Annotated in this window: 21 protein-coding genes; 14 read left to right on the forward strand and 7 right to left on the reverse strand. The window is 50.9% G+C overall.

The window, feature by feature from the left end:
• The first annotated feature begins 11 nt into the window (after positions 1–11).
• The 10 genes from agaW (at position 12) to ACF8PK_RS07720 (ending at position 10,309) form a co-directional block, all read left to right on the forward strand.
• On the forward strand, positions 12–788 hold the full coding sequence (agaW, locus tag ACF8PK_RS07675) for a PTS N-acetylgalactosamine transporter subunit IIC (RefSeq protein WP_041942579.1): 777 nt from the start codon (positions 12–14) through the stop codon (positions 786–788).
• The gene (gene agaE, locus ACF8PK_RS07680) at positions 778–1,659 is read left to right on the forward strand and encodes a PTS N-acetylgalactosamine transporter subunit IID (RefSeq protein WP_392440674.1); all 882 of its coding nucleotides are present in this window, start codon (positions 778–780) and stop codon (positions 1,657–1,659) included. Before agaW ends, agaE begins: the two co-directional genes overlap by 11 nt.
• 57 nt (positions 1,660–1,716) lie before the next feature.
• Complete coding sequence (gene agaF / locus ACF8PK_RS07685) at positions 1,717–2,157, forward strand: PTS galactosamine/N-acetylgalactosamine transporter subunit IIA (RefSeq protein WP_014205354.1); 441 nt, start codon at positions 1,717–1,719, stop codon at positions 2,155–2,157.
• Positions 2,147–3,346: an N-acetylglucosamine-6-phosphate deacetylase gene (gene nagA / locus ACF8PK_RS07690; RefSeq protein WP_392440675.1), complete on the forward strand. Its 1,200-nt coding sequence runs from the start codon at positions 2,147–2,149 to the stop codon at positions 3,344–3,346. Before agaF ends, nagA begins: the two co-directional genes overlap by 11 nt.
• Entirely contained in the window at positions 3,337–4,200 is an 864-nt protein-coding gene (locus ACF8PK_RS07695; RefSeq protein WP_392440676.1) for a tagatose bisphosphate family class II aldolase, read from the forward strand. The genes nagA and ACF8PK_RS07695 overlap by 10 nt, the downstream gene beginning before the upstream one ends.
• 295 nt (positions 4,201–4,495) lie before the next feature.
• On the forward strand, positions 4,496–5,476 hold the full coding sequence (locus tag ACF8PK_RS07700; protein WP_004726382.1) for a bifunctional oligoribonuclease/PAP phosphatase NrnA: 981 nt from the start codon (positions 4,496–4,498) through the stop codon (positions 5,474–5,476).
• A 718-nt stretch (positions 5,477–6,194) separates the two neighbouring features.
• Positions 6,195–6,938: a nucleoside recognition domain-containing protein gene (locus ACF8PK_RS07705; RefSeq protein WP_004726380.1), complete on the forward strand. Its 744-nt coding sequence runs from the start codon at positions 6,195–6,197 to the stop codon at positions 6,936–6,938.
• Positions 6,935–7,402, forward strand: coding sequence for a YjiG family protein (locus ACF8PK_RS07710; RefSeq protein ID WP_004726379.1), 468 nt, complete (start codon positions 6,935–6,937; stop codon positions 7,400–7,402). Before ACF8PK_RS07705 ends, ACF8PK_RS07710 begins: the two co-directional genes overlap by 4 nt.
• A gap of 9 nt (positions 7,403–7,411) precedes the next feature.
• Positions 7,412–8,533 (forward strand): M20 family metallopeptidase, encoded by a 1,122-nt coding sequence (locus ACF8PK_RS07715; protein ID WP_014205349.1) that lies wholly within the window; start codon positions 7,412–7,414, stop codon positions 8,531–8,533.
• A gap of 324 nt (positions 8,534–8,857) precedes the next feature.
• Positions 8,858–10,309 (forward strand): NAD-dependent succinate-semialdehyde dehydrogenase, encoded by a 1,452-nt coding sequence (locus tag ACF8PK_RS07720; protein WP_392440677.1) that lies wholly within the window; start codon positions 8,858–8,860, stop codon positions 10,307–10,309.
• A gap of 20 nt (positions 10,310–10,329) precedes the next feature.
• On the opposite strand, the gene ACF8PK_RS07725 is transcribed toward ACF8PK_RS07720, so the two are convergent.
• Complete coding sequence (locus ACF8PK_RS07725) at positions 10,330–10,614, reverse strand: YnjH family protein (protein ID WP_392440678.1); 285 nt, start codon at positions 10,612–10,614, stop codon at positions 10,330–10,332.
• A 24-nt stretch (positions 10,615–10,638) separates the two neighbouring features.
• On the reverse strand, positions 10,639–11,550 hold the full coding sequence (locus tag ACF8PK_RS07730; protein WP_392440679.1) for a 1-aminocyclopropane-1-carboxylate deaminase/D-cysteine desulfhydrase: 912 nt from the start codon (positions 11,548–11,550) through the stop codon (positions 10,639–10,641).
• A 381-nt stretch (positions 11,551–11,931) separates the two neighbouring features.
• Here ACF8PK_RS07730 and ACF8PK_RS07735 point away from each other — a divergent pair, with 381 nt between their 5' ends.
• From ACF8PK_RS07735 to fabV, 3 genes are all read left to right on the forward strand, one after another.
• Positions 11,932–12,567, forward strand: a complete 636-nt coding sequence (locus ACF8PK_RS07735; protein ID WP_392440680.1) for a TetR/AcrR family transcriptional regulator — start codon at positions 11,932–11,934, stop codon at positions 12,565–12,567.
• Positions 12,568–12,613: 46 nt separating this feature from the next.
• Positions 12,614–14,896 carry an acyl-CoA dehydrogenase gene (locus ACF8PK_RS07740; RefSeq protein ID WP_158107216.1) on the forward strand — a complete coding sequence of 761 codons (2,283 nt, stop codon included), beginning with the start codon at positions 12,614–12,616 and terminating at the stop codon, positions 14,894–14,896.
• Positions 14,897–15,229: 333 nt separating this feature from the next.
• Positions 15,230–16,432 (forward strand): enoyl-ACP reductase FabV, encoded by a 1,203-nt coding sequence (gene fabV, locus ACF8PK_RS07745; RefSeq protein WP_004726372.1) that lies wholly within the window; start codon positions 15,230–15,232, stop codon positions 16,430–16,432.
• A 134-nt stretch (positions 16,433–16,566) separates the two neighbouring features.
• On the opposite strand, the gene ACF8PK_RS07750 is transcribed toward fabV, so the two are convergent.
• Together ACF8PK_RS07750 and ACF8PK_RS07755 are read right to left on the reverse strand one after the other, a co-directional pair.
• The gene (locus ACF8PK_RS07750; RefSeq protein ID WP_004726371.1) at positions 16,567–18,249 is read right to left on the reverse strand and encodes an aspartate:alanine antiporter; all 1,683 of its coding nucleotides are present in this window, start codon (positions 18,247–18,249) and stop codon (positions 16,567–16,569) included.
• A 168-nt stretch (positions 18,250–18,417) separates the two neighbouring features.
• On the reverse strand, positions 18,418–18,684 hold the full coding sequence (locus tag ACF8PK_RS07755; RefSeq protein ID WP_004726370.1) for a GrxA family glutaredoxin: 267 nt from the start codon (positions 18,682–18,684) through the stop codon (positions 18,418–18,420).
• Positions 18,685–18,994: 310 nt separating this feature from the next.
• Between ACF8PK_RS07755 and ACF8PK_RS07760 the strand changes: the two genes are divergently transcribed.
• The gene (locus tag ACF8PK_RS07760) at positions 18,995–20,251 is read left to right on the forward strand and encodes an iron-containing alcohol dehydrogenase (RefSeq protein WP_143679188.1); all 1,257 of its coding nucleotides are present in this window, start codon (positions 18,995–18,997) and stop codon (positions 20,249–20,251) included.
• Between the two features lie 50 nt (positions 20,252–20,301).
• Here the strand turns inward: ACF8PK_RS07760 and ACF8PK_RS07765 are convergent, their stop codons facing one another.
• The 3 genes from ACF8PK_RS07765 to ACF8PK_RS07775 all read right to left on the reverse strand — a co-directional run bounded on the left by ACF8PK_RS07765 (position 20,302) and on the right by ACF8PK_RS07775 (position 23,763).
• Positions 20,302–21,156 (reverse strand): MurR/RpiR family transcriptional regulator, encoded by an 855-nt coding sequence (locus ACF8PK_RS07765; RefSeq protein WP_014205342.1) that lies wholly within the window; start codon positions 21,154–21,156, stop codon positions 20,302–20,304.
• Positions 21,157–21,468: 312 nt separating this feature from the next.
• A complete protein-coding gene (gene panP / locus ACF8PK_RS07770; protein WP_392440681.1) occupies positions 21,469–23,112 on the reverse strand; it encodes a pyridoxal-dependent aspartate 1-decarboxylase PanP in 1,644 nt (547 codons plus the stop codon).
• Between the two features lie 138 nt (positions 23,113–23,250).
• Positions 23,251–23,763: a hypothetical protein gene (locus tag ACF8PK_RS07775; protein WP_055466373.1), complete on the reverse strand. Its 513-nt coding sequence runs from the start codon at positions 23,761–23,763 to the stop codon at positions 23,251–23,253.
• Positions 23,764–23,798: the final 35 nt, after the last annotated feature.

A 23,798-nucleotide genomic window follows, 5' to 3' on the forward strand; every position in this document is an offset into this window, starting at 1 on the left:
GGATATTCACTATGGAAATAGGACTCTTTCAGGCGTTGATGTTGGGCATACTGGCCTTCTTGGCCGGTCTTGACCTCTTCAATGGCCTGACTCACTTTCACCGGCCGGTGGTCTTAGGACCGTTGGTTGGCCTGATTCTCGGTGATTTACACACCGGGATTTTGGTCGGCGGAACGTTAGAACTGATCTGGATGGGGCTTGCGCCACTGGCTGGCGCGCAGCCGCCCAATGTCATCATTGGCACCATCGTGGGCACCACTTTCGCTATCACGACCAACGTGGAACCAAACGTTGCAGTTGGGGTTGCCGTTCCCTTTGCGGTCGCGGTTCAGATGGGCATCACCTTGCTGTTCTCCGCCATGTCAGCGGTGATGTCGAAGTGCGATGAATACGCCAAGAATGCCGATACTCGTGGCATTGAACGAGTGAACTATTTCGCGCTGGCGGTGTTGGGGAGTTTTTACTTCTTGTGTGCTTTTTTGCCCATCTATTTGGGGGCAGACCATGCAGGTGCGATGGTTGCGGCGCTCCCGAAAGCATTGATTGATGGCCTAGGGGTTGCGGGGGGCATTATGCCAGCGATTGGGTTTGCCGTACTGATGAAAATCATGATGAAGAATGCCTATATTCCGTACTTCATCTTAGGGTTTGTCGCCGCCGCTTGGCTTCAATTACCCATTTTGGCAATTGCTTGCGCCGCCACTGCGATGGCCATCATCGATTTTATGCGCAAGTCAGAACCAACGCCTGTTAACGCTTCAGCCGAGGATCTTGAAGATGGAATCTAATGTAATCAACCAAGCGGTGCCGCAGAGTCAAATCACCGTTCAGCCTACGCCAGGCGTTTCTGCCGACGAATATGAGAACAAAGCGATTGGGGCCGAGCTCACCAAAGCCGACATCAACAAAATGGCTTGGCGTTCGCTGCTTTTGCAAGCGTCCTTCAACTACGAACGTATGCAAGCCTCAGGTTGGCTTTATGGATTGCTTCCGGCACTGAAAAAGATTCATACCAATCAAGCGGATCTATCCAAAGCAATGCAAGGACACATGGGGTTCTTTAATACTCACCCATTTTTGGTCACGTTCGTGATGGGGATTGTACTGGCGATGGAACGCTCTAAACAGAACATCAACAGTATTCAGAGCACCAAAATTGCTGTCGGTGCGCCGATGGGCGGCATTGGGGATGCCATGTTCTGGCTGACACTGCTACCCATCTGCGGCGGTATCGGTGCGGACCTTGCGCTGCAAGGTTCCATCATGGGGGCGCTGTTCTTCTTTGTGTTATTTAACGCGGTACATTTTGGCTTGCGCTTTGGTTTGGCGCACTACGCCTATCGCATGGGGGTTGCCGCCATTCCAATGATCAAAGCCAACACCAAAAAAGTTGGTCATGCCGCGTCGATGGTGGGGATGACCGTCATTGGTGCACTGGTCGCGACATACGTTCGCCTTGCGACCACCGCTGAAATTACAGCCGGGGATGCGGTGGTCAAACTGCAAGCCGATGTGATTGATAAGTTGATGCCTGCCTTCTTGCCCTTGGTGTACACCTTGTTGATGTATGCCTTGGTGAAACGTGGCTGGAGTCCGTTAAAGCTCATCATCATCACCATGGTTTTGGGTGTGGCCGGGCGATTTATGGGCGTTCTGTAACATCGAATCGCACACAGCAACGGGGCTGAGGTGTCAGCCCCAATCAAGGAGACCTCTATGTTAGCGGTAATACTATCAGGTCATGGCGCGTTTGCTTCGGGCATGGCGCAGGCGGTGCATCAGGTGATTGGTGAGCAAGATCAGTTTCGATTCATTGATTTTCCTGAGCAGATGACCACGCCACAGTTGGAGGCAGCAATGCGCCAAGCTATGGAAGAGATCGACAGTGGCGAAGGCATTGTCTTTCTGACCGATTTACTTGGTGGGACGCCTTTTCGCACCGCATCGCTGCTGAGCCAAGCGCGCCAAGATATTGAAGTGATCACGGGAACCAACATGCAGATGACGGCGGAAATGTTGCTCGAAAGGGATGCGCTGTCGCTACTTGAGTTTCGCAATCTCGCATTGGAATGCGGCCATCGTGGCATCACCTGTTTGGCCGTAGAAATGGCGGCGAAAGCCCCGCTTAGCACAATGGTAGCAGACGATGGAATCTAAATCGCACGCACACTGTTTTCGCGCTCAGCGAGTGCTGCATGGTAAGCAATGGCTGCAAGACGCCGTGGTGACGGTCGATGAAAATGGAACGATCAGCGCCATCGAACCGTACGACTGTCAACGTCATGCCGATGCGATTCCTCTTGGCCCTGTGGATTTGATGCCGGGGCTGATCGATAGCCATGTGCACGGCAGCCAAGGGTGCGATGTTATGGATGCAACGCATGACAGCCTCAACACCATGTCACGCTATTTCGCCACTTTGGGAGTGACCGCGTTTGTCGCAACAACCGTGACAGCGCCTGTGGCCAAAATTCGGGCGGCACTGGCACAAGTGGCCAAAAGTAAGCACGACGGCGTCGAGGGGGCGGAGATTCTTGGCGCGTATTTGGAAGGGCCCTATTTCACCGAAAAAAACAAAGGCGCGCACCCGACCCAATGGTTTCGTGAGTTGGCAGTAGAAGAGCTGGAAGATTGGATCTCTTACAGCGACAACCAACTGCTCAAAGTGGCCTTAGCGCCGGAAAAAACTGGCGCGCTGGAGGCCATTCGTTATCTCGATGCGCATGGCATTCACGTCATGTTGGGCCACAGCGACGCCAGCTACGAGCAAGTGAAGGCGGCGTTTGCGGCGGGCGCAAAAGGGATTGTGCATTGCTACAACGGAATGCGCGGTCTGCATCATCGCGATCCGGGCGTGGTGGGCGCGGGGCTGCTACATCCGCACTGCTTTGTGGAAATGATTGCCGATGGTCACCATGTGCATCCTGCCGCGATTGATGTTGCTCATCGCTGCTGTGGCTCGCGCATGACATTGATCACCGATGCCATGCGCGCGACTGGCATGCCAGATGGGCAATACACCTTGGGCGAATACCAAGTCGACATGAAGCAAGGGGTGGTCATGACCTCCTCGGGAGGATTGGCTGGCAGCACATTAACATTGCTTCGTGGCGTCAAGAACATTCACCGTTGGCTCAATGTGCCGATTGAGCAAGCGTGGCTGATGGCGTCGTACACGCCCGCCGAATCGTTAGGCATTCAACATCAGCTGGGGAGCTTGGAAGTGGGGAAATACGCTTCTATGGTCGCTGTCAGTTCTGATTTCTCAATTGAAAAAACGTGGGTGAAAGGGCGTCTGGTCTTTGATGCCGTGATCTCACCCCGTCAGGAGGCTCTATGTATCTAATTTCTTCTCGTGAAATGTTAAAGCGCGCTCAACAGGGCGGTTACGCGGTGCCCGCATTCAATATCCATAACCTCGAGACGGTGCAAGTGGTCGTCGAAACCGCGTCTGAAATGGGGTCGCCCGTGATCCTCGCGGGGACGCCGGGCACTTACGAATATGCAGGGACCGATTACCTCATCAGTATTTGTAAGGAAGCGGCGCACAAACATGCCATTCCGTTGGTGCTGCATCTGGATCATCACGAAGCACTGCCAGACATTCGCTGCAAAGTGGAACACGGCATTCGTTCGGTGATGATCGATGGTTCACATTACGCGTTTGAACAAAATATTGAGGTGGTGAAATCGGTGGTGGCGTTTTGTAACCGCTTTGATGCCAGCGTGGAAGCTGAGTTGGGGCGTTTGGGCGGGCAGGAAGATGATTTGATCGTTGACAGCGCCGATTCACTGATGACGGATCCCGCTTCTGCGGCTGAATTTGTGCGTCGAACTCGCATTGATTCATTAGCGGTGGCCATCGGTACGGCGCATGGTTTGTATAAAGCCGAACCTCACCTCGATTTTGACCGCTTGGAAAAAATCCAGTCGGTGGTGGACATTCCACTGGTTCTGCATGGCGCATCGGGCGTGCCGGACGACATGGTGAGACGCGCGATTGCGCTTGGCGTGTGCAAAGTGAACGTGGCGACTGAACTCAAAATCGCGTTTTCTAACGCGGTCAAAACGCATTTCTCCGAACATCCTGATGCCAACGACCCAAGGAAATACATCACACCAGGAAAAGCGGCCATGAAGCGAGTGGTGATGGATAAAATCCGCCTGTGCGGCAGTGAAGGTCAGTTGTCGTCTCGCTGAGTGTTTCACTCATACTTCCCCCTAACGCTCTAAGTATGAGTCGGGCACTGGTGACAGTGCCCTTTTTTTGTGGTCAGCGACGCTGCATGAAGCGGTCTCCCTAAAGCGCGAGAAAATGTAGACATGAGACTTTTGTCAATTAAATGTGTCTGAATTTGGACTGAGTGTTGTACTTTTGATGGCTTGAGCGTTTAATCGAAGGCTCATCAATAACAACAATGAATGAACTGCATTGGCCAGCCCCGTTTTCTTTGTCGCTTGCGCCCGCTTTTCATCTCGGTACAACGTCTATTCCATGAAATACCACGATTTTGAAACGTTTCTTGCTAGCTTGAAACAGTGTGAACGCATCATCGTTCAAGCCCATGATTTTCCAGACCACGACGCTTTAGGCTCGGCCTTTGCGTTGGCTTATCTTCTGCGCAAGCTCGGCTTCAAGCCATTCATCACATACCACGGTTTTATCGACCGCATTTCGCTGCGCAACCTGATTGAATGGTTGCACATTCCCATCGTCAAACCGCATCAACTGGGGTTGACGCCCGATGACAAAATCATTGTGGTCGATGGCTGTATTGGCGAAAAGAACGTGACGGATTTCCCGGGCTTGGAAGTGGGCGTGATCGATCACCATCAAGTCAGCGCTCCTGACTTTGTGTGGTATGCCGATATTCGTCCTGATTACGGCTCAACCGCGACCATGATGGTTGAGTATTACAATCAGTGTGACGTCGACATCCCGGCTAAAATCGCCACCGCGTTGCTGGTGGGACTCACATTTGATACCGCGAATTTCACGCGCGCTGTTGGGCCTGCAGATATTCATGCCTTGCTGCAACTGCAATCCAAGGCCGACATGGCGATGGTCAATCGCATTTGCCGTAATCAAATTGAGTTTCACGAACTTAAACTGTTCGACACCTTGCTTGCGTCTATGAAGCGAGAAAAGAACTGCGCGTTCGCGGTGTTGCCGGAAGGGTGCAGCAAAAACATGCTGGGTGTACTGGGGGATTTCCTGCTGGGTGTCGATGAGATCGACATGGTGGTCTTGAGTGCCAGAAGCAAAGAGAAAACCTTTCTTTCACTCCGCTCAGAATGCCAACACAACAACGTGGCGCGCATTGTGCGCAAAGCCTTGAACGACAGCGGTATCGGCTTTGGTGGTGGTCACCCTCATATGGCCGGTGGGATCATCAACCACATGTATCAACTCGCGGATGAATTTGATTACGTATACGATTTGATTAAGCCACAGTTGCAATTAAAAGAGTCGTAGCCGTGACGCTTCGTCGTCTCCGTTTAGCCGATGCTGTGTTGTCATGGCATCGGTGCTTACAGAGTTAACGATCGTTTCTGATCACGCGAGCGTGCCTTCATTCCTTGAATCATCACGGTGACTTGTCATTGTTTTTATCAATATTATTACGCCATTATGCGCGCGTCCTAAATATTTTAGTGGCAGTCGATAACAAGGCTATAAATAAGCTGAACGCGTGGCCGTTCATTTAAACAATGACTGGATGAGTGGTTTAATGTTCTTCTATTTTTATTTCGACCAATCCCAGAACAAACACATGGGTGTGCAGGAGATGAATCACCCACTGATTTGGAGCCGCATCATTTCGGATGACTTCAAATAAAATCCCATCAATACAACCTGCTTTGAATACGCTGGGTTGTATCTATTCATGCTGCTGATTTATCAGTAGATTTACGCTGCACAAAATAAGAAATGAATCACAAATTCGATGTCAGTGTCATTTCATTAAGTCATCTTTAATATGAATTGTTTATGCGGGAATGATTCATTTAGTGCGATGTGTCGATATTATTAACGCAATTCTTATTATATTTCGAGTGTGATTGAAATCATAAAATAAAAATTCATAATTGTAGGGAATAACCTGTTTAACGAGCGATTTGATTTTGATCATTTTTCCCGTTTTATATTAGGAGGAGCATGTGTGCCCTGTTCCTCATGTGTAGGTTATTTTATGACAACTCCTGTTCCAACTGAACGCAAGGTGACGTTTGGGTGCTATATCGCACTGGCGTTTGCCGTGGTGTTCTTCTCTGGTTTAATGCAATCCAATGCGTGGTATGGCGTATTCGACTTCACCACATTAAATGGCTCTTTCGGTAAGGTGGCGCACGGCGTTACGACCACGGCCGATGGCGTCGTCCAAGCCGCCACCACGTCTTTCCGTGGTACGGGCGGTAGCGGCGCACGCGATGGCTTTATCTTTGCGCTCACCCTGATCCCAACGGTGATGTTCGCACTTGGCATGATCAATGTGCTAGAGCATTACGGCGCACTTGAAGCGGCTCGTAAGCTGCTGACGCCTTTACTACGTCCAATCATGGGGATTCCTGGGAATACCGGTTTGGCGCTGATCGCATCGCTGCAAAGTACGGATGCTGGCGCAGCCATGACTCGCCAACTGAAAGATGAAGGGCATCTCACTAAACGTGAAACCGACGTGTTTACGATGTTCCAATTCACCGCCGGTGCGGCCATTGTGAACTTTTTCTCTTCTGGCGCTGTGCTGTTTACGCTCACCATGGCAGATGGCTCTTTGGCGGTGTCGTCGTCGATTGGTCTGGCAGTGGTGGTGATGTTTGCCTTTAAGATCGTGGGTGCGAACCTGTTCCGTGTGTACCTCAACATCACGGAAGGCAAAGAAGACAAACAAGGTAAGAAAGACGCGAAGCATTTGACAGAGGAAGCGGCACAATGAGTAACCCAAAAGCAAGTAAGCCGATGGTGACGGATATTTTCGTCGAAGGCGCTAAGAAAGGTTGGGTGATCGCAACCACGTCAACAGTGCCAAACGTGCTGATGGCGTTTGTGATTATCGCTGCATTACAAATCACGGGTGCGCTGGATCTGATGGGCACGGTGTTTTCGCCAATCATGGCGGTCTTTGGTTTGCCGGGTGAAGCTGCTGCGGTATTGATTGGCGCGTGGATGTCGATGGGCGGCGCTGTGGGCGTGGTGATCACGCTGTTCGACCAAGGCATTCTGAACGGTACTCACATCGCGATTTTGGCACCTGCTATCTACCTGATGGGGTCTCAGGTTCAGTACATGGGCCGCATCATGGGCCCTATCGGGACTGAAGGTCGCTACATTCCAGTGATGATCATCATTTCGATCATCAACGCATTTGGCGCCATGCTGGTCATGAATTTGTTTGTCTAGGAGTTCATCATGCAATTTTCTCTTAACGAATACCTTGAAGAATTGCGTCCGCTGATCAATGTCGATTGTGGGACGTACACCACCGACGGCATCGAAGTGGTTGCGGCGCAGTTTGAAGCCAAGTTCCAAGCCCTGCCGGGTTGGACAGTCAAACGTATCGATTGCGGTAAAGCGGGTGTCGGTCTAGAAATCCGTAATCAGCCCGAGGCAGCGCATATCGACGTGATGCTGATTGGCCATATGGACACCGTATTCCCAGTTGGGACGGCCGCGCAGCGCCCGATGTCGACGGATGGCGAGAAAGCGTATGGTCCGGGTGTGTCGGACATGAAATCTGGCCTGCTGAACATCGTGTATGCGATGCGTCATCTAGATCCAGCCGTGCTGGACAACCTGTCGGTTTGCATCTGTATGAACCCGGATGAAGAAACGGGCTCGCTGGATTCGGTCGATTGGATTCAATCGGTGGCCAAACACGCCAAGCATGTGTTGGTGGCAGAAGCGGCGCGTGCAGACGGCGGTTTGGTGAAAGCGCGAAAAGGCATGGCACGCTACAAAATCACCTTTAATGGCGTCGCTGCCCACGCGGGGAACGACCCGGAGAATGGTCGTAGTGCGATTACCGAAATGGCGCACTGGATTCTGGCCATCAATGCGATGACTAATTTTGAATCCGGTACCACATTGAACGTGGGCATTGTGTCGGGTGGCGATGGCGCGAACATCGTTCCTGATCATGCAGAAGCCATTGTCGACGTTCGTTTCTGGAGCAACGACGAGTACGATGACGTCGACACCAAACTGAATGGTTTGGCAAGCGCGCCATTCACCGCGGATGTTCACGTGACGCTTGAACGCGAAGCGTACAAACCATCGATGATGCCAAGCGCGCAAACCGAAGGTTTGATGCAGCTGGTGGAAGCTGCGGCAAGCGAGCTGGCGATTGACATCAATTGGAAAGCGGTTGGTGGAGGCTCTGATGCCAACAATACCGCCATTCTTGGTGTACCGACTCTCGATGGCCTTGGCCCGATTGGCGCCGGTTTCCACAGCGATCAAGAGTACTTGCTGCTGGCATCGATTGAGCCACGCATTCGCCTGCTGATGCGTGTGATTGAAAAATTGGCGTAATTGGCCCAATCCTGTCTGCAAATCCCCGGGGCTTCCTCGGGGATTTTTTTATCCGTCCTTGCTGCGCGACTAAACGCGCGGGCATGTCTCTTGCCTTGCCTTCAGTATGAGCCTTCTGTATTAGCCTGCTGCTTGACCTTTTGCATTTCACTTCTGCATTGAGAGGCGAATTGGGGGACGATCACGCCCAAACTGCTGCACCTTTGCGCTCTTACACGTCAATCGCCCACTTCATTCAGACGACGTTCCGGTTTAGTGATATAACTGATGTCATACACTGAAAAATACTTTCAGCCCGCTCGACTCACGATTCAGGAGATAGGTATGCAATTATCCGATTCCGCACTATTCCAACAGCAATGTTTTATTGATGGCCAATGGGTGTCCAGTGACGATGGTCAAACCGCGACCGTGACCAATCCATTTGATGATTCGGTGATTGGTACAGTGCCTGAATTGACTGCGGAACAGGTGAAATGTGCGATTGCATCTGCGCAGATCGCGCAGCGTGCATGGGCAAAAGAGACGGCTGCCACGCGCTCTGGTGTGTTGCGTCGTTGGTTCAATCTGATTGAGCAACATCAAGATGATTTGGCTTATCTGATGACTTGTGAACAGGGCAAAGCGCTGTCCGAAGCCAAAGGTGAAATCGGCTACGCTGCGAGCTTTGTGGAATGGTATGCCGAAGAAGCCAAACGTGCGTACGGGGAAATGATTCCCACACACAAAGCCGATGCGCGCATTTTGGTGTCTCGCGAACCGGTGGGGGTTGTGGCCGCCATTACACCGTGGAACTTTCCTGCTGCGATGATCACGCGCAAAGCGGCGCCTGCGTTTGCTGCTGGTTGCGCGGTGGTGCTCAAACCGGCGCCCGATACGCCATTCACTGCGCTTGCGTTAGCCGAACTCGCCAAACGTGCCGGTTTGCCGGATGGTTTACTGCAAGTGGTAACGGGCGATGCGATTTCAATTGGTGAAGTGCTGACCAAAAGTAAAACGGTGCGCAAGTTGTCGTTCACGGGTTCAACGCGCGTGGGTAAAATCTTGATGGAACAATCGGCATCCAACGTGAAAAAGTTGTCGCTGGAGCTGGGTGGCAATGCGCCATTCATCGTATTTGATGATGCCGACATCAATGCGGCGGTCGACGGGGCGATGATCGCCAAATTCCGCAACGCGGGTCAAACGTGTGTGTGTGCCAACCGCATCTACGTGCACGACAGCGTGTATGAGCAATTTACCGCCAAATTGGTGGATCGCGTGCGCAAACTGAAGGTGGGCAACGGATTAGACGCCGGAACACACATCGGCCCGCTGATTAACGATGCGGCGGCATCGAAAGTGCTGAGTCACATCAATGATGCGGTGGAGAAGGGCGCCAAAGTGGCGTTTGGGACATTGCCTCAACATGGCAGCCGCTTGCTGGTTCCCCATGTCTTGACCGACATGAGCGATGACATGCTGGTGGCTCACGAAGAAACCTTTGGCCCGCTGGCGGCACTGTTTCGGTTTAGTTCGGAAGAGGAAGTGGTGGCGCGTGCCAATGCCACCGATTTCGGCCTAGCTGCGTATTGCTATACCCAATCGTTGGCGCGTGCGTGGCGAATGAGTGAAGCATTGGAAAGCGGCATTGTTGGAATCAATGAAGGGCTGATTTCCACCACGTTAGCCCCGTTTGGTGGTGTGAAAGAGTCCGGCTTGGGACGCGAAGGTGCCAAGCACGGACTGGAAGAATACCTAGAAGTGAAATACACCTTAATGGGCGGCTTGAACTAACCCATCACGCACGCCTGGGTTTAAGGCGTTTTAGGTTGCTCTTGTTGTAACAGCACCCATTTCAGCGGGCCATTGGTTTCAAAATCATTGGCTCGCTGACAAATCATATACACGGCCCCGATCTGCAAGACCGACCCTTCGGAATACGCTTTATCGTCGTAATAACAGACGCGCTTGCCAAGGTTTCCATCCATCAACAGGGTATTGTGTTGGTTGGATGTAGACACGGTGTTGGTGTGCATACTGGCGGCGTGCACACTAGCGGTCAGCGCCATTGCGGCCCATACGCTGAGGGGTTTAATCATACATGGACTCCTTTTGCGCCCAGATTACGGTTGCAGCTTCGGCTCACCCAAGAGGCGCCGATAGCGTGGGAGCATACTCTCATTGCCGAGCAGTCCCCCTTGATGAATGTAAATCATCGATTTAGCAGGTTGAGTGGGTAACCATTCTAACAGACAACGCCACATCAACGGATCGTAAAGTAACTCAAATTCCACCCCCGTCTGCGCATGGAGCGCTTGCCAAATCGCATAGTCTTGTGGATCAAGGCGACCAAAATGATGCTTGGATGAAGGCGAAATGATGGTGGGATGGGCCGTTTCGCCCAATGCCAGAAATTGCTGCGTCAGATAAGCCTCGCCCCCCACGCAAGGACAAGTGACCACCTCGATATGATGTGAAGAGAGCGCTTTATACAAATACAACGCGGTTGTACCCGTGCCGGCCGGGAGCGCCACACGCCAGGGTTGTTCCGGTTGCGTTGCTATCCATGCCAATAACTCTTCGGCGAGCTGAGTGACCCCCTGCTCGGCGAGAACGCTGCGTCCGCCTTCTTCCACCGACAAACAGGCGTCATCGGGTTGGCGAACCTGTGCAATGTAATCACGCGGATGAGCGAAACCCAGTGGCCGAGTTTCAATGAGGCGAGCCCCCAATGCCAATGCTGCCCGATAGTTGCCAATGGGCGTGGCTTGCAGCCACGCAGGGAGGTGGTCAACGTAGAACTCAAGCTGCCAACCGCGTAAGTGTGCAAGCGCAGCCAAAGAGTAGAGCGAATTGGCCTGCGCTGAACCGTAGCTGATCAAGGTAGTGATGTTGGGATAATGCCCCGTCAGCAAGCTCATCAATTTGCGCGCTTTGTTGCCGCTAAATTGCGGATGTAACCAGTCATCCCGTTTGAGATAAAACGCGTGGCCGGAAAAATGATGTGGAGTGATCGGGCTATGGGCAAGCTTCATGTTAAGCGATATGTAAAGGCGATGACGCATAGTGTGCCTTGAACGGCAGACGAAAAAAAGCCCAGAACAAAGACGATCTGGGCTGATACAAACATAGGAGTTAATAAGAAAAAGCAGCGTAAATGTCAGTTGGCAGAAAGAAGAACGTTCGACGGCCTGTAAAACTCTTAAAGCTCTGGCAACTACGATAATTCAGACCGGGCTGCACAGAAAGAGTTCCCAGAAAAGATAAAAAAAATTCACATTTTTCAGAATTAGAGCTGGATCAAGCTGTTAGTTGTACAAAATACATTCTGGTCAGACCAAGAGTGAAAAGTGTGATGTTAATTGCTTGTTAATGATCTGTGTCAACGGTATATTTCAAACAGATGTTTGATACGAGTGATTAAAATGGCAGCGAGAAGTAGTACTAAGGAAAAGATACTGGACGTCGCTGAGGGATTATTTGCGGAACATGGGTTTAACGATACCTCGTTACGAACCATTACCAGCAAGGCGAACGTGAACTTAGCGTCGGTGAATTACCACTTTGGAGACAAAAAAACATTGGTGCGTGCAGTGCTCAATCGTTACCTGGAGGCATTTATGCCTGCAGTCCACGATGCGCTGATCAACCTGAATTTGCGTGACGAATACACCATGGCGGATGTGTTTGAATCGCTGCGCGGCCCGCTGCGAGCACTCAATGATGTTCGTCCGAACGGCACCAGCCGCTTTATGTTGTTGATTGGACGCGGCTATACCGATGTGCAAGGACACCTGCGTTGGTTTATCACCACTCGGTATAACGATGCGCTGTCTCTGTTTATTGAATCGGTGATGAAAGCCAATCCGGATTTGACTCGTGAAACCTTATTCTGGCGACTGCACTTTACGCTCGGAACGTGTGTCTTCACGATGTCTTCGAGTCAGGCTTTGGCACAAATTGCTGAAAACGATTTTGGAAATAAGGTCGATGCAAAAGCGGTCGTTGACCAGATTATTCCATACTTAGCAGCCGGCGTGGCTGCACACTAAAATTAAGACAATAAGTATAAAGACCAGTGAACAAAAGGATCTGAATATGTGCTCTCTACGAAGAAAATGGATTAGTGACCCGGCTTTCAAACTGTTCAAACAGGTACTTCCGCCGCTTTCCGATACTGAAAAGGAAGCGATGGAAGCAGGAAGCGTGTGGTGGGATGGTGAGCTGTTCTCTGGCAAGCCAGACTTTAAAAAGCTACACCACTATCCAAAACCAACTCTGACCGCGGAAGAGCAATCTTTCATCGACAATGAGTTGGATACGCTGCTGTCGATGTTAGATGAACATAAGATCATCAAACACGACCGTGATTTGCCCAAAGAAGTTTGGGACTATCTACGCAAAGAGCGTTTCTTCTCTCTGATCATTGCCAAAGAGTACGGTGGTCGCCAATTTTCTGCGCTGGCGAACTCCACCATCGTGACTCGAATCGCAACGCGCAGTATCAGCGCTGCGGTAACGGTGATGGTACCCAACTCATTGGGCCCGGGTGAGCTGCTGTCTCACTATGGGACTCAGGCGCAAAAAGATTACTGGCTGCCGCGTTTGGCAGACGGCACAGACATTCCATGTTTTGCATTGACAGGCCCCGAAGCGGGTTCTGATGCGGGCGGGATTCCGGACCAAGGCGTGGTGTGTTACGGCATGCACGAAGGCAAGGAAGTGCTGGGTGTGCGCCTAAACTGGAACAAGCGTTACATTACGCTGGCGCCGGTCGCCACGGTGTTGGGTTTGGCGTTCAAAATGAGCGACCCAGACCAACTTCTGGGTGATAAAGTCGACATCGGCATCACCTGTGCGCTGATCCCAGCAGATCACGACGGGGTGGAAATCGGTGAACGTCACGACCCATTGGGGCTGGCATTCATGAACGGTCCAACTCGTGGCCACGAGGTGTTCATTCCCATGGAATGGCTGATTGGCGGCGTGGATTACGCTGGTAAAGGCTGGCGCATGCTGGTGGAATGTCTATCTGCAGGTCGTGGTATTTCCCTGCCGGCATTGGGTACGGCCATTGGTCACCTGACAGCGCGCACCACGGGTGCTTACGGTTATGTGCGGAAACAGTTCGGCATGTCGATCGGTAAATTTGAAGGTGTGGCGGAAGCGATGGGGCGCATTGGTGGCCTGACTTATCTGCTGGAAGCCACGCGCACGCTGACCACAACCTCGCTCGATCTCAAAGAGAAACCGGGGATTGTTACAGCGATCGCCAAGTATCACATGACTGAAATTGCGCGCACCATTTTGGATGATGCGATGGATATTCACTCCGGCCGTGCGATCCAAGATGGCCCGATGAATTACCTTTCAACCCATTACTTGGGTGTGCCGGTGGCTATTACCGTTGAAGGGGCGAATATCCTGACGCGTAACCTGATGATCTTCGGTCAGGGCGCGACGCGCTGCCATCCATACGTGTTGAAAGAGATGGAAGCTGCGGCGAACCCGGATGAAAAACAAGCGGCGAAAGCGTTCGATGAACTGCTGTTTAAACACATCGCTCATGCGACCAAAAACACCTTTGGCGCGTTAGGGGCTGCGTTGACGGGCTCTCGCTTTATCAAAGCCGACATGAGCGGGCCGACTAAACCTTATTATCAACAGATGACGCGTTTGAGTCGCGCATTGGCAGTGAGTGCGGATTTCGCCATGCTGACGTTGGGCGGTGAACTGAAACGCAAAGAGATGATTTCCGCGCGTTTGGGCGATGGTTTAAGCTACTTGTACATGGCATCGGCAGTCTTGAAACGCTATGAAGATGAAGGGCGCCAGCAAGCGGATTTGAACTTTGTTCACTATTCGATGCAGTACTGTCTGCACCATGCGGCGAAGTCGCTCAACGAAGCGTATCGCAACTACCCGATCAAATCGGTCGGCAAGTTGCTGAAAGGCCTGCTGTTCCCATTGGGCAACCATTTTGACGCACCAAGCGATACGTTGACGGTCAACATTGCGGAAAGCATCATGACGCCGGGCGCACATCGTGATCGTCTGACGCACTTGTGCTACATCGGTAAAGATGAAAATGACAGCGTTGGGTTGATGGAAAAAGCATTCCTTGCGATGTATGGCGTGAAAGGTTTAGAACGCAAACTCAACAAAGGCGTGAAAGAGGGCAAAGTGGCGCGTAAAGGTGTGCTGGCTGAGCGCTTGGAACAAGCCAAAGCGGCAGGTGTACTGAACGCTGAAGAAGTAGAGGCGATTTTAGCCGCCGACAAACTGCGTTATAAAGCCATTCAGGTTGACCATTTTAGTCATGATTTCTCCGAAGTTTTGACCAATAAAGAGAGTAAACCTAAGCTCAATAACGTGGCTTAATTGATTCGTTCACGTTTATCCAAGAAGGCTTCCTGATCGAAGCCTTCTTTTCGTTGGAATCGTTGAAACGTCGTTGGAATCGTTAGAAACGTTGGAAGATTCGTGTGTTCTTCGTCTCTGTCGTGATTCATCTTGCGATGAGGCTCGTGACGAAGCACAAGCAGACACCCCGAGTGAGAGATGTGGCGCACCCCCTTAAAATGACCTAACTTGCCGCCAATTTAGGCGTTGAGTGCTCCAACCACTTGCGAAATGAAGGCATTTTTACAGAAATAGGATGCGAACCGCGGGCGAACCTTTTATCCTAGCGAAGATTTTTGAAGGAAGTTGAATATGATCATCAAACCTAAAATTCGCGGATTTATCTGTACAACAACGCACCCAGTGGGTTGTGAAGCTAATGTAAAAGAACAAATTGCTTACACCAAAGCACAAGGTCCAATCAAGAACGCGCCTAAGCGTGTGCTTGTTGTCGGCTCTTCTAGTGGATATGGTCTGTCTTCTCGCATCGCGGCAGCGTTTGGCGGCGGCGCAGCGACAATCGGTGTCTTCTTTGAAAAACCAGGCACAGACAAGAAGCCTGGCACAGCTGGTTTCTACAACGCAGCAGCGTTCGATAAACTGGCGCACGAAGAAGGTTTGTACGCGAAAAGCCTCAATGGTGATGCGTTCTCAAACGAAGCCAAACAGAAAGCGATTGAACTGATTAAACAAGATCTGGGTCAGATTGACCTGGTGGTTTACTCACTGGCATCTCCAGTGCGTAAAATGCCGGAAACCGGCGAGCTGATTCGTTCAGCACTGAAACCTATCGGTGAGACTTACACATCTACAGCGGTTGATACCAATAAAGATGTGATCATCGAAGCCAGCGTTGAGCCGGCGACCGAGCAAGAAATCGAAGATACCATCACCGTGATGGGCGGTCAGGACTGGGAACTGTGGATGCAAGCGTTAGAAGACGCTGGTGTTCTTGCTGACGGTTGCAAAACCGTGGCTTACAGCTACATCGGTACTGAACTGACTTGGCCTATCTACTGGGATGGTGCGTTAGGTCGTGCAAAAATGGACCTAGACCGCGCTTCTGCTGCATTGAACGCGAAGCTAGCAGCCAAAGGCGGCTCAGCGAACGTTGCGGTACTGAAATCTGTGGTGACTCAAGCAAGTTCTGCCATTCCAGTGATGCCGTTGTACATTGCGATGGTATTCAAGAAAATGCGTGAAGAAGGCATTCACGAAGGCTGTATGGAACAGATCTTCCGTCTGTTCAACGAGCGTCTCTACAAGCAAGATGGCAGCGCGCCAGAAACAGACGACAAGAACCGTCTGCGTTTGGATGACTGGGAACTGCGTGAAGACATTCAACAGCACTGCCGTGATCTGTGGCCACAAATCACGACCGAGAACCTGAAAGAGCTGACAGACTACGCGCTGTACAAAGAAGAGTTCTTGAAACTGTTCGGTTTCGGTATCGAAGGTGTGGATTATGAAGCAGACGTGAACCCTGCGGTTGAGTTTGACGTGATCGATATCTAATTCGATTGAGAGACAAAAAAGGCGCTGATTTCAGCGCCTTTTTTCATACCCTTTATTTCTCATCCGTGATGGATGATTGGCTCATGTGCACTCGCCAAACGATAATTCAGCGCCGCGTGAACGGCGCTGCTTGATTAGCTCAGCAGTATCAAAATCGTACCTGCAAGCGTCATCAAAATGTTGGCGATGGCGTATGTACCGGCGTAACCCAGTGCAGGGATGGTTGATTTAGCGTATTCGTTCACAATGTCCATTGCGGGTGCGCACGTCCGGGCACCGATGATGGCACCAAACAGCAGGGCACGGTTCATTTTCAGAATGTGTGCGCCAACCAGATACGCAAACACCACGGGCACCACACTGACAATAAACGCCAAGCCAATCACTTGCGGGCCGACTTCGGATAGGTGCTCAAACATCTTGCCACCAGCGCTCAGGCCGATGCCGACCATAAAGAACATCAAACCAAGGTCTTTGACCATATTCAACGCGCCTTGCGGCACATACCCGAAAGTCGGGTGGTTGGCACGCAAGAAACCGAGCGTGATGCCAGACAACAGCAGGCCGACGGCGTTGCCGAGGCTAAACGACACCTGACCGAAGGTCATGGTGACCAGACCAAACAGAATGCCCAAAATAAAGAAGCTACAAAACGCCAACAGGTCTGCCATTTGGCTGTGAATCGAGATGAAACCGATTTTCTCGGCCAGTCCTTTCACACGGCTTTTCTCGCCACTGACTTGCAGCACGTCGCCCTTGGCTAGCACAATGTCGAGATCCATCGGCATTTCAATTTGTGCGCGTACCACGCGGTTGAGGAAACAGCCGTATTCTGACAGATTTAGATCCGACAGGCGCTTGCCCGCGATGCTGTCACTCTTAACGACGATCTCTTCTTCCGAAATCCGCAAATCGAGCAAGTTACGGTCAAACACTTCTTTGCCGTTACGAATGCTTGGGTCTAAACGCGCGTGGCTATCCGGGAAACCCACCAACGCAATTTCATCGCCTTCTTGCAAAATCGCGTCCCCATCAGGATGGGCGAGAATACCATTGCGACGAATACGTTCGATGTAACAACCAGTTTGGCGGTAAATGCCCAGTTCGCGTAGGTTTCGTCCGTCCACCCAGTTAATCAGCTCCGGGCCAACACGGTAGGCGCGAATAATGGGGAGATACACTTTGCGTTGACTGCTGCCACCCAAGCCGCGTTCTTGCGCGATCTGCTGCGCTGAATCCGACAGGTTTTGCTTTTGAATTTTGGGCAGCAGTTTGGCGAACATGATCATGCTGATGAGACCAATCAGATAGGCCATGGCATAACCGACGGAAACATTTTCCAGCACCAGTGATAAGTCCATGTTGCGTGGCACGGACGACAGGCCGGAGTTCAATGCATCCTGTGCACCAACCAACACTGGGGTCGACGTCAAGGCGCCTGCCATCATACCGGCCGCCAAACCAAAATCGAGATTGAAGTAATGGCTGGATAAGTAGGTCAGCGTGGTCGCCGTCACCAACACCACCAAACTGAGGATCAGATAGTGTTTGCCGTCGCGAAAGAAAATACCGAAGAAGTTGGGTCCCGCTTCGATGCCCACACAATAGATGAACAGCATGAAGCCGATGGTTAAGGCTTCCGCATTAAACGAAAAGCCAAGGTGTCCCATGATGAGAGACGTGATAAGCACGCCAATAGAATTGCCCAACTGCAGGCTGCCAAAACGGATTTTTCCGAAAGCAAGCCCGATAGCCAGCACAACAAAAATCAGCAGGATGGGGTTTTGGTCTAGCAAAAGTACGACGTCGATATTCACAATTTAGCTCGATTCAAGCGCGCAACAATAGAATAGTTAAAGTGTGAGGATTGTATCGTAAATATGCAAAAAGATAAGTGAAATTTTTTGTGGTTTGACATTTCTCTGAAGGAAAACCGCAAATAAAAAACCCGCCAAATATCAGCGGGTTCTAATGTATTCGGGTGCTTACTCGTCAAACAGACCTAGGTGCTCTTTGGCGTACGCTTCAAACTCGGTGCAGCCGCCAATGTGTTGCTGATCGAGGAAGATTTGTGGCACGGTTTCAACTGGTTTGCCAACGGTTTTTTCAAGGTCAGCTTTTGAGATGCCTTCTGCGTGAATATCGACATAACGGTAGTTGAAGTCGTCACGTTTTGCTTTCAACGTTTCCGCGTGCTCTTTTGCACGAACACAGTAAGGGCAACCAGGGCGGCCAAAAATCACTACGAACATAACTTTCTCCTTTATTTGAGTTTGTGCCACTATGCCCGATCCCAAGTAGAAAATAAAGTGGCAAGTACCTGTTCGTTCAATAGGTAAAAACTATCGCTCAAATTTACTTCAGTCGCGGTTGAATCGTTAAGCTACCGACCCAGCAGCAACGTATTGAAAGCGTGATGTTTGCATTCCTTGGCTGTGATGTTCGCCATAATCTCATATTTTTATTAGGGTTATTGGCGGCAAGTTGCACTGCATCAAACATTTTTTTGTGCAATACGCGCAAGCTGTTTCATAGTGTAACGAGTTCGGGTCGGGAGAGATCATGTTTCAGTTCATGACATCAAGTCGAATCATCTTCGGCGAAGGTGCGCTGGACAGTTCGTTATCGGTCATCAGTCAATATGGTTACAGCGTGTTGTTGGTGTCAGGAAAGCGAATTGAACGGGCAAGCCATGTGATTGAGTATCTTCAGCAACAACATCTACGCTATCAGCATGTCGCGGTCAGCGGTGAACCCAACATCACCATGGTCGAAGAAGCGGCCATTGGCGGGCGGCGCTTTCAACCGGATGTGGTGGTGGCAATGGGCGGTGGCAGCGTACTCGACATGGGGAAAGCCTTAGCCGCCATCATTCCAAATCAAGGCAACGTGTATGATTACGTTGAAGTCGTTGGACGCAACGTGCCGCTCAAAGCCAAACCACTCCCTTTCATCGCCATTCCAACCACCGCCAGTACGGGCTCCGAAGTCACTCGCAATGCCGTGTTGCGATCCGGGCAAGATCAAGTCAAAGTCAGTTTACGCAGCCCAGAGATGCTGGCCGATGTGGCGATTGTCGATCCGACATTAACGTATGGCACCGATCGTTTAACTTCCGCTCGCGGCGCGATGGATGCGTTTACTCACTTGATGGAAGCCTATGTGTGCGGTGAACCGAACCCGCTCACCGATATGATTTGTGAAGAAGGCGTACGGCGTATCGCGCGTTCAGTCATGGCTGCGTGTGAACGCGATGATCATCAGGCGCGTTCCGATTTGTCGTTTGCGGCCATGTTGGGTGGCATGGCGATCACCAATGCTAAACTTGGCGCCGCGCACGGTTTGGCTTCGGCATTAGGCGGCAAGTTGGATGCGCCGCACAGCGTGATCACGGCAAGGCTCGCGCCATTTGTGATGCGAGAAAACATTCATGCCGCGCAGTTGGTGGGCAGGCCGGATATTTTGTCGCGCTATCAACGTTTATCGCATCTGCTCACTGGGCGTAAAAACGCCAATGTTGAGGATGGGGTGTTGTGGGTTCAAATGATGTTGGATCAGTTGGCGCTCCCCAAGCTGAGTGAGTTTGGTGTGTGCAGTACGTCATTTGATCAGGTGGCGCAGGATGCCCTTAAATCCAATGCCATCAAAGGTAATCCCATTCCTTTGACCTACGAGCGGCTGATTTATATTCTTGAACAGGTCTGTTCGTGTCGTGGCGTCTGCGCTGAGGCAGACAGTGACCATGAAGCGCACGTGAAAGGTCAAGTGCTTGTGGTGCATGATGCGCTGCAGGAAGCGCGTAGTTCACTGAGTGAATGAATCAAGCGTATAGAAAAACGGAGCCGTGTGGCTCCGTTTTTTAATCAGCGTTAGAAATGCGACAGCTTGTCGTAGCGTGAGTCTTTCAAGACTTCTTTCACGCGTTTGAGGTTCTCTCTGAAACCTGAGCCACGGCGCAGTGTAAAACCGGTCGCCAGTACATCAATCACTGTCATCTGAACGACGCGGCTTGCCATAGGCATGTACACGTCGGTGTCTTCTGGGACGTCCAGACAAATCGACAGTGATGCCGCTTTATCCAGCGGGGAATCTTTGGCGGTAATCGCAATGACGGTCGCACCGTTTTCGCGGGCCAGATTCGCGATTTCGACTTGGCTCTTCGTGCGACCGGTGTGTGAGATCAGCACAATCACATCGTTGTCGGTGCAGTTAATACAGCTCATACGTTGCATCACAATGTCTTCAAAACAAGCAATCGGAATGTTGAAACGAATGAACTTGTTTTGTGCATCGCGCGCGACCGCCGAGGAGGCCCCCAAACCAAAGAACGAAATTCGTTTGGCTTGCGTCAGCAGATCAACCGCACGGTTGACTTGCATCGGGTCTAAGCTGTTTTTCGCTACGTCCAGGCACGCCATGGTCGATTCGAAAATCTTGTGTGTATACGCATCCGGGCCGTCATCTTCTTCGACGTTACGGTTCACATAAGGTGTACCGTTTGCCAAGCTTTGGGCCAAGTGCAGTTTAAAATCGGGGAAACCTTTTGTATCCAAGCGACGACAGAAGCGGTTCACCGTTGGCTCGCTGACATCAGCCATCTTGGCAAGAGTCGCAATGCTCGAGTGAATGGCAGTTTGCGGCGACGCCATGATTACTTCGGCAACCTTACGTTCCGACTTGCTAAAGTTTTCTAGGTTCTTTTGAATTTTTTCTAATGTATTCATAGTGTTCACGCGGGCATAGAGAACAACTCGTTGGTAAAGCGATGTAACCATTTCAGGGGAGGGAAATAAATCATTTCCAAAAGGTACATTCACCAACGCCATTAAATGAGTATAAACCTAAGCACCGATATTTCAGAAATGAAACGACGTATCGAATGATGAGAATATGACAAGCCTCAAACTAAATTTCATAAAAACTACAGTTTTAGCCGCAGATTTGTCAGTAAAAGGAATTCTGATGCATCGACTTGATGTGTAAGTTACAGCAAAAAGAAATAAATTTTCAGTTCGCTGTAACTTTATCCGGGCGGTTTATGCCAGTATTTGTTGTGCTAAATGTTCAATTCTGCCCATCAAATTCGGGGCTAACGTGGCAATTTGGCGTTGCTCGTCCAGCACCGATTGAAGGATATCATGGGTTGTTAGCGGGTTCGCCAGAACGACGCGAAAAACGAGGGTATTCAATTTGTTCCAAACCATCGGGTTGAGCCGTGTCCGTGAAACAAACGATTTACCGGTTTCCCGTTGTTTCTTCTGAATAAACTTGGTCAGTTCATTCAATAATTCATTGAGTAGTGCTTGCTCGTCGGCGTTGGCTTGTTGCAGCGCTTGGCGAGCATTTCGGGGCAAATAACGGTACGTGAGCAGGCATAACTCCGGTTGAGAGACCAACTCGAAGTCATCTTGCGCTTCTATCAGATCGGCAAAGTAACGCGCTTTGGCAATGCTTTGGTCGATGAGCAGTTCGTAACCGGCGCGACTGATGATGTGCATGCTGGCATAGACTAACATGGCCATGCCGGAGCGGGAGCCTTCTAACGTATGGCTACCTAGATCTTTTGAGCCTTTGCGTAAAATGTACTGCGCATGGTGCTCAATCGAATTCATGGCACTGGGGTCTTTAAACAGCACCATGCCTGCGCCCATTGGAATGTAGAGCTGTTTGTGGGCATCAATGGTGACTGAATCGGCAAGCTCGACGCCATCTAACACATGGCGATGGTGATTCGACATCAAGGTTGCGCCGCCCCAAGCGGCATCGACATGGAAATGGCAGCCTTCTTGATGCGAAATTTCCGCCATTACCCGCAGCGGGTCAACGTTGCCTGTCTCCGTGGTGCCCGCCACACCAACGACTGCAAATGGTTTGATGTTGTTGGCTTTGAGTTCGGTAATTTTGCGTTGAAGATCATCTGGACAGATGCGGTTGTTCTCATCGGTTTTGACCGAAACCAAGCCTTCTTGACCAATGCCCAGAACATCAGCGGCTTTCTTCAGCGAGTAGTGGCCGCGTTCAGAAACCAGAATCGCCAAACCGTCATAACCGTAGTGGCGCATGGCTTTGAACAGACCTTCTTTCTCCACGCCATGAAAATCACCGTCGGCTTTCAATGCGTTGTTACGGGCAACCCACAAGGCCGTGATGTTGGCAATGGTTCCGCCAGAGCAGAATGCACCCAATGAGTGCTCTGCGCTGTGCATCCATTGTTGATAGAAGGCGTCATCCTGCCCGTAGATCAAGCGGTGCAGCATTCCCAATACTTGACGTTCTAGCGGCGTAAATGCTTTTGACGTTTCGATTTTGACCAAGTTTTGATTCAGGGCGATCATGATTTTTGACAGCGGCATCAAAAAATAGGGCAGCGCTGAGGTCATGTGGCCGATAAAACTGGGGGATGCGGTATGCACTGATTGGGCGACTAAGGTGTCGAGCAGATGTTGCGTATGGTCAGAAACAAATTCCGGCTCATCAGGAATGCGGGCATCGGAGAAATCTTTTTCGATCTCTTTCAATGGCTTCTCTTCTGCCACGATGTGTTCGCGCAGAAACTTATTCAGGTTGCGAGAGAGCTCTTCTTCGATTCGGGTCAGTGTTGAGTCTGGCCCTTCGGGTACGGTGAATATACGAAGCAGAGTGTCAAAGTTCGCATCCGCGGTTTTGTGTTCAGATACCATACAGCGTCGTTATCGGTTTAATCTAACATTTCAGGCGAGACAATCTAAACGAAAACGGGACCAAAGTCCCGCCTTAATTCGGACTGCTACCCAGTGGAAAGGGCAGTGCTTGATGCGCTGAATGCGCAAGAGCAGTGCTTAGTGACACACGATTTTTTCGGTTTTCGCAATCGCTTCGTTGTACTTGTTCAGCGCGCCTTCAATCTGTTTTGGGTGGCTCAGCAATTCAGCAAACGCCGAGCGCAACTCATAGTTTTTTTCATGCGGTTTGGCTTGACGATCATCGAAGGTGGTTTTGGCGATTTTCCCGAGTTCATCGCTGCGCGATGCAAGTACTTTAATGTCGTGCTGTTCGAGTTTTAACCAGGCTTCCACGGGTTGTGCGGTCGCCACTTTAGAAGCATCGTGCTCGAGGTAGTAGTGCACTGCCGCGCGGCTCAGTTCGAAGTGGTGCTGGCGACCTTCAAGGAACCATTGGCTGACACTTGCAAGCTCGGGATATTTCTCGGTGGTCATCTCGGCAAGGTCTTGGTACCACGCCAAAGAAGCATCAATGTAGGCATCGTATTTTTTCGCAAAACATTGATTGTCGGCGGCTGCTGCGGTCATCGAGGTGGCCGATAAGAGCATGGTGACAATAAAGCGTTTCATAATCGTTCCTTTTGCGATTTTTATCGTAACCCCTT

It is taken from the genome of Vibrio sp. CJQ_6 (assembly GCF_043106745.1).
GTDB lineage: Bacteria > Pseudomonadota > Gammaproteobacteria > Enterobacterales > Vibrionaceae > Vibrio > Vibrio furnissii.

Excerpts from the sequence above, each read along its gene's own strand:
- fabV (WP_004726372.1), top strand. The coding sequence starts at position 15,230 with ATGATCATCAAACCTAAAATTCGCGGATTTATCTGTACAACAACGCAC.
- ACF8PK_RS07720 (WP_392440677.1), top strand. The coding sequence starts at position 8,858 with ATGCAATTATCCGATTCCGCACTATTCCAACAGCAATGTTTTATTGAT.
- nagA (WP_392440675.1), top strand. The coding sequence starts at position 2,147 with ATGGAATCTAAATCGCACGCACACTGTTTTCGCGCTCAGCGAGTGCTG.
- ACF8PK_RS07695 (WP_392440676.1), top strand. The coding sequence starts at position 3,337 with ATGTATCTAATTTCTTCTCGTGAAATGTTAAAGCGCGCTCAACAGGGC.
- ACF8PK_RS07765 (WP_014205342.1), bottom strand. The coding sequence starts at position 21,156 with ATGAATACATTAGAAAAAATTCAAAAGAACCTAGAAAACTTTAGCAAG.
- ACF8PK_RS07715 (WP_014205349.1), top strand. The coding sequence starts at position 7,412 with ATGCAATTTTCTCTTAACGAATACCTTGAAGAATTGCGTCCGCTGATC.
- ACF8PK_RS07710 (WP_004726379.1), top strand. The coding sequence starts at position 6,935 with ATGAGTAACCCAAAAGCAAGTAAGCCGATGGTGACGGATATTTTCGTC.
- ACF8PK_RS07740 (WP_158107216.1), top strand. The coding sequence starts at position 12,614 with ATGTGCTCTCTACGAAGAAAATGGATTAGTGACCCGGCTTTCAAACTG.
- ACF8PK_RS07755 (WP_004726370.1), bottom strand. The coding sequence starts at position 18,684 with ATGTTCGTAGTGATTTTTGGCCGCCCTGGTTGCCCTTACTGTGTTCGT.
- ACF8PK_RS07730 (WP_392440679.1), bottom strand. The coding sequence starts at position 11,550 with ATGAAGCTTGCCCATAGCCCGATCACTCCACATCATTTTTCCGGCCAC.
- ACF8PK_RS07725 (WP_392440678.1), bottom strand. The coding sequence starts at position 10,614 with ATGATTAAACCCCTCAGCGTATGGGCCGCAATGGCGCTGACCGCTAGT.
- agaE (WP_392440674.1), top strand. The coding sequence starts at position 778 with ATGGAATCTAATGTAATCAACCAAGCGGTGCCGCAGAGTCAAATCACC.
- agaF (WP_014205354.1), top strand. The coding sequence starts at position 1,717 with ATGTTAGCGGTAATACTATCAGGTCATGGCGCGTTTGCTTCGGGCATG.
- panP (WP_392440681.1), bottom strand. The coding sequence starts at position 23,112 with ATGGTATCTGAACACAAAACCGCGGATGCGAACTTTGACACTCTGCTT.
- agaW (WP_041942579.1), top strand. The coding sequence starts at position 12 with ATGGAAATAGGACTCTTTCAGGCGTTGATGTTGGGCATACTGGCCTTC.
- ACF8PK_RS07760 (WP_143679188.1), top strand. The coding sequence starts at position 18,995 with ATGTTTCAGTTCATGACATCAAGTCGAATCATCTTCGGCGAAGGTGCG.
- ACF8PK_RS07705 (WP_004726380.1), top strand. The coding sequence starts at position 6,195 with ATGACAACTCCTGTTCCAACTGAACGCAAGGTGACGTTTGGGTGCTAT.
- ACF8PK_RS07700 (WP_004726382.1), top strand. The coding sequence starts at position 4,496 with ATGAAATACCACGATTTTGAAACGTTTCTTGCTAGCTTGAAACAGTGT.
- ACF8PK_RS07775 (WP_055466373.1), bottom strand. The coding sequence starts at position 23,763 with ATGAAACGCTTTATTGTCACCATGCTCTTATCGGCCACCTCGATGACC.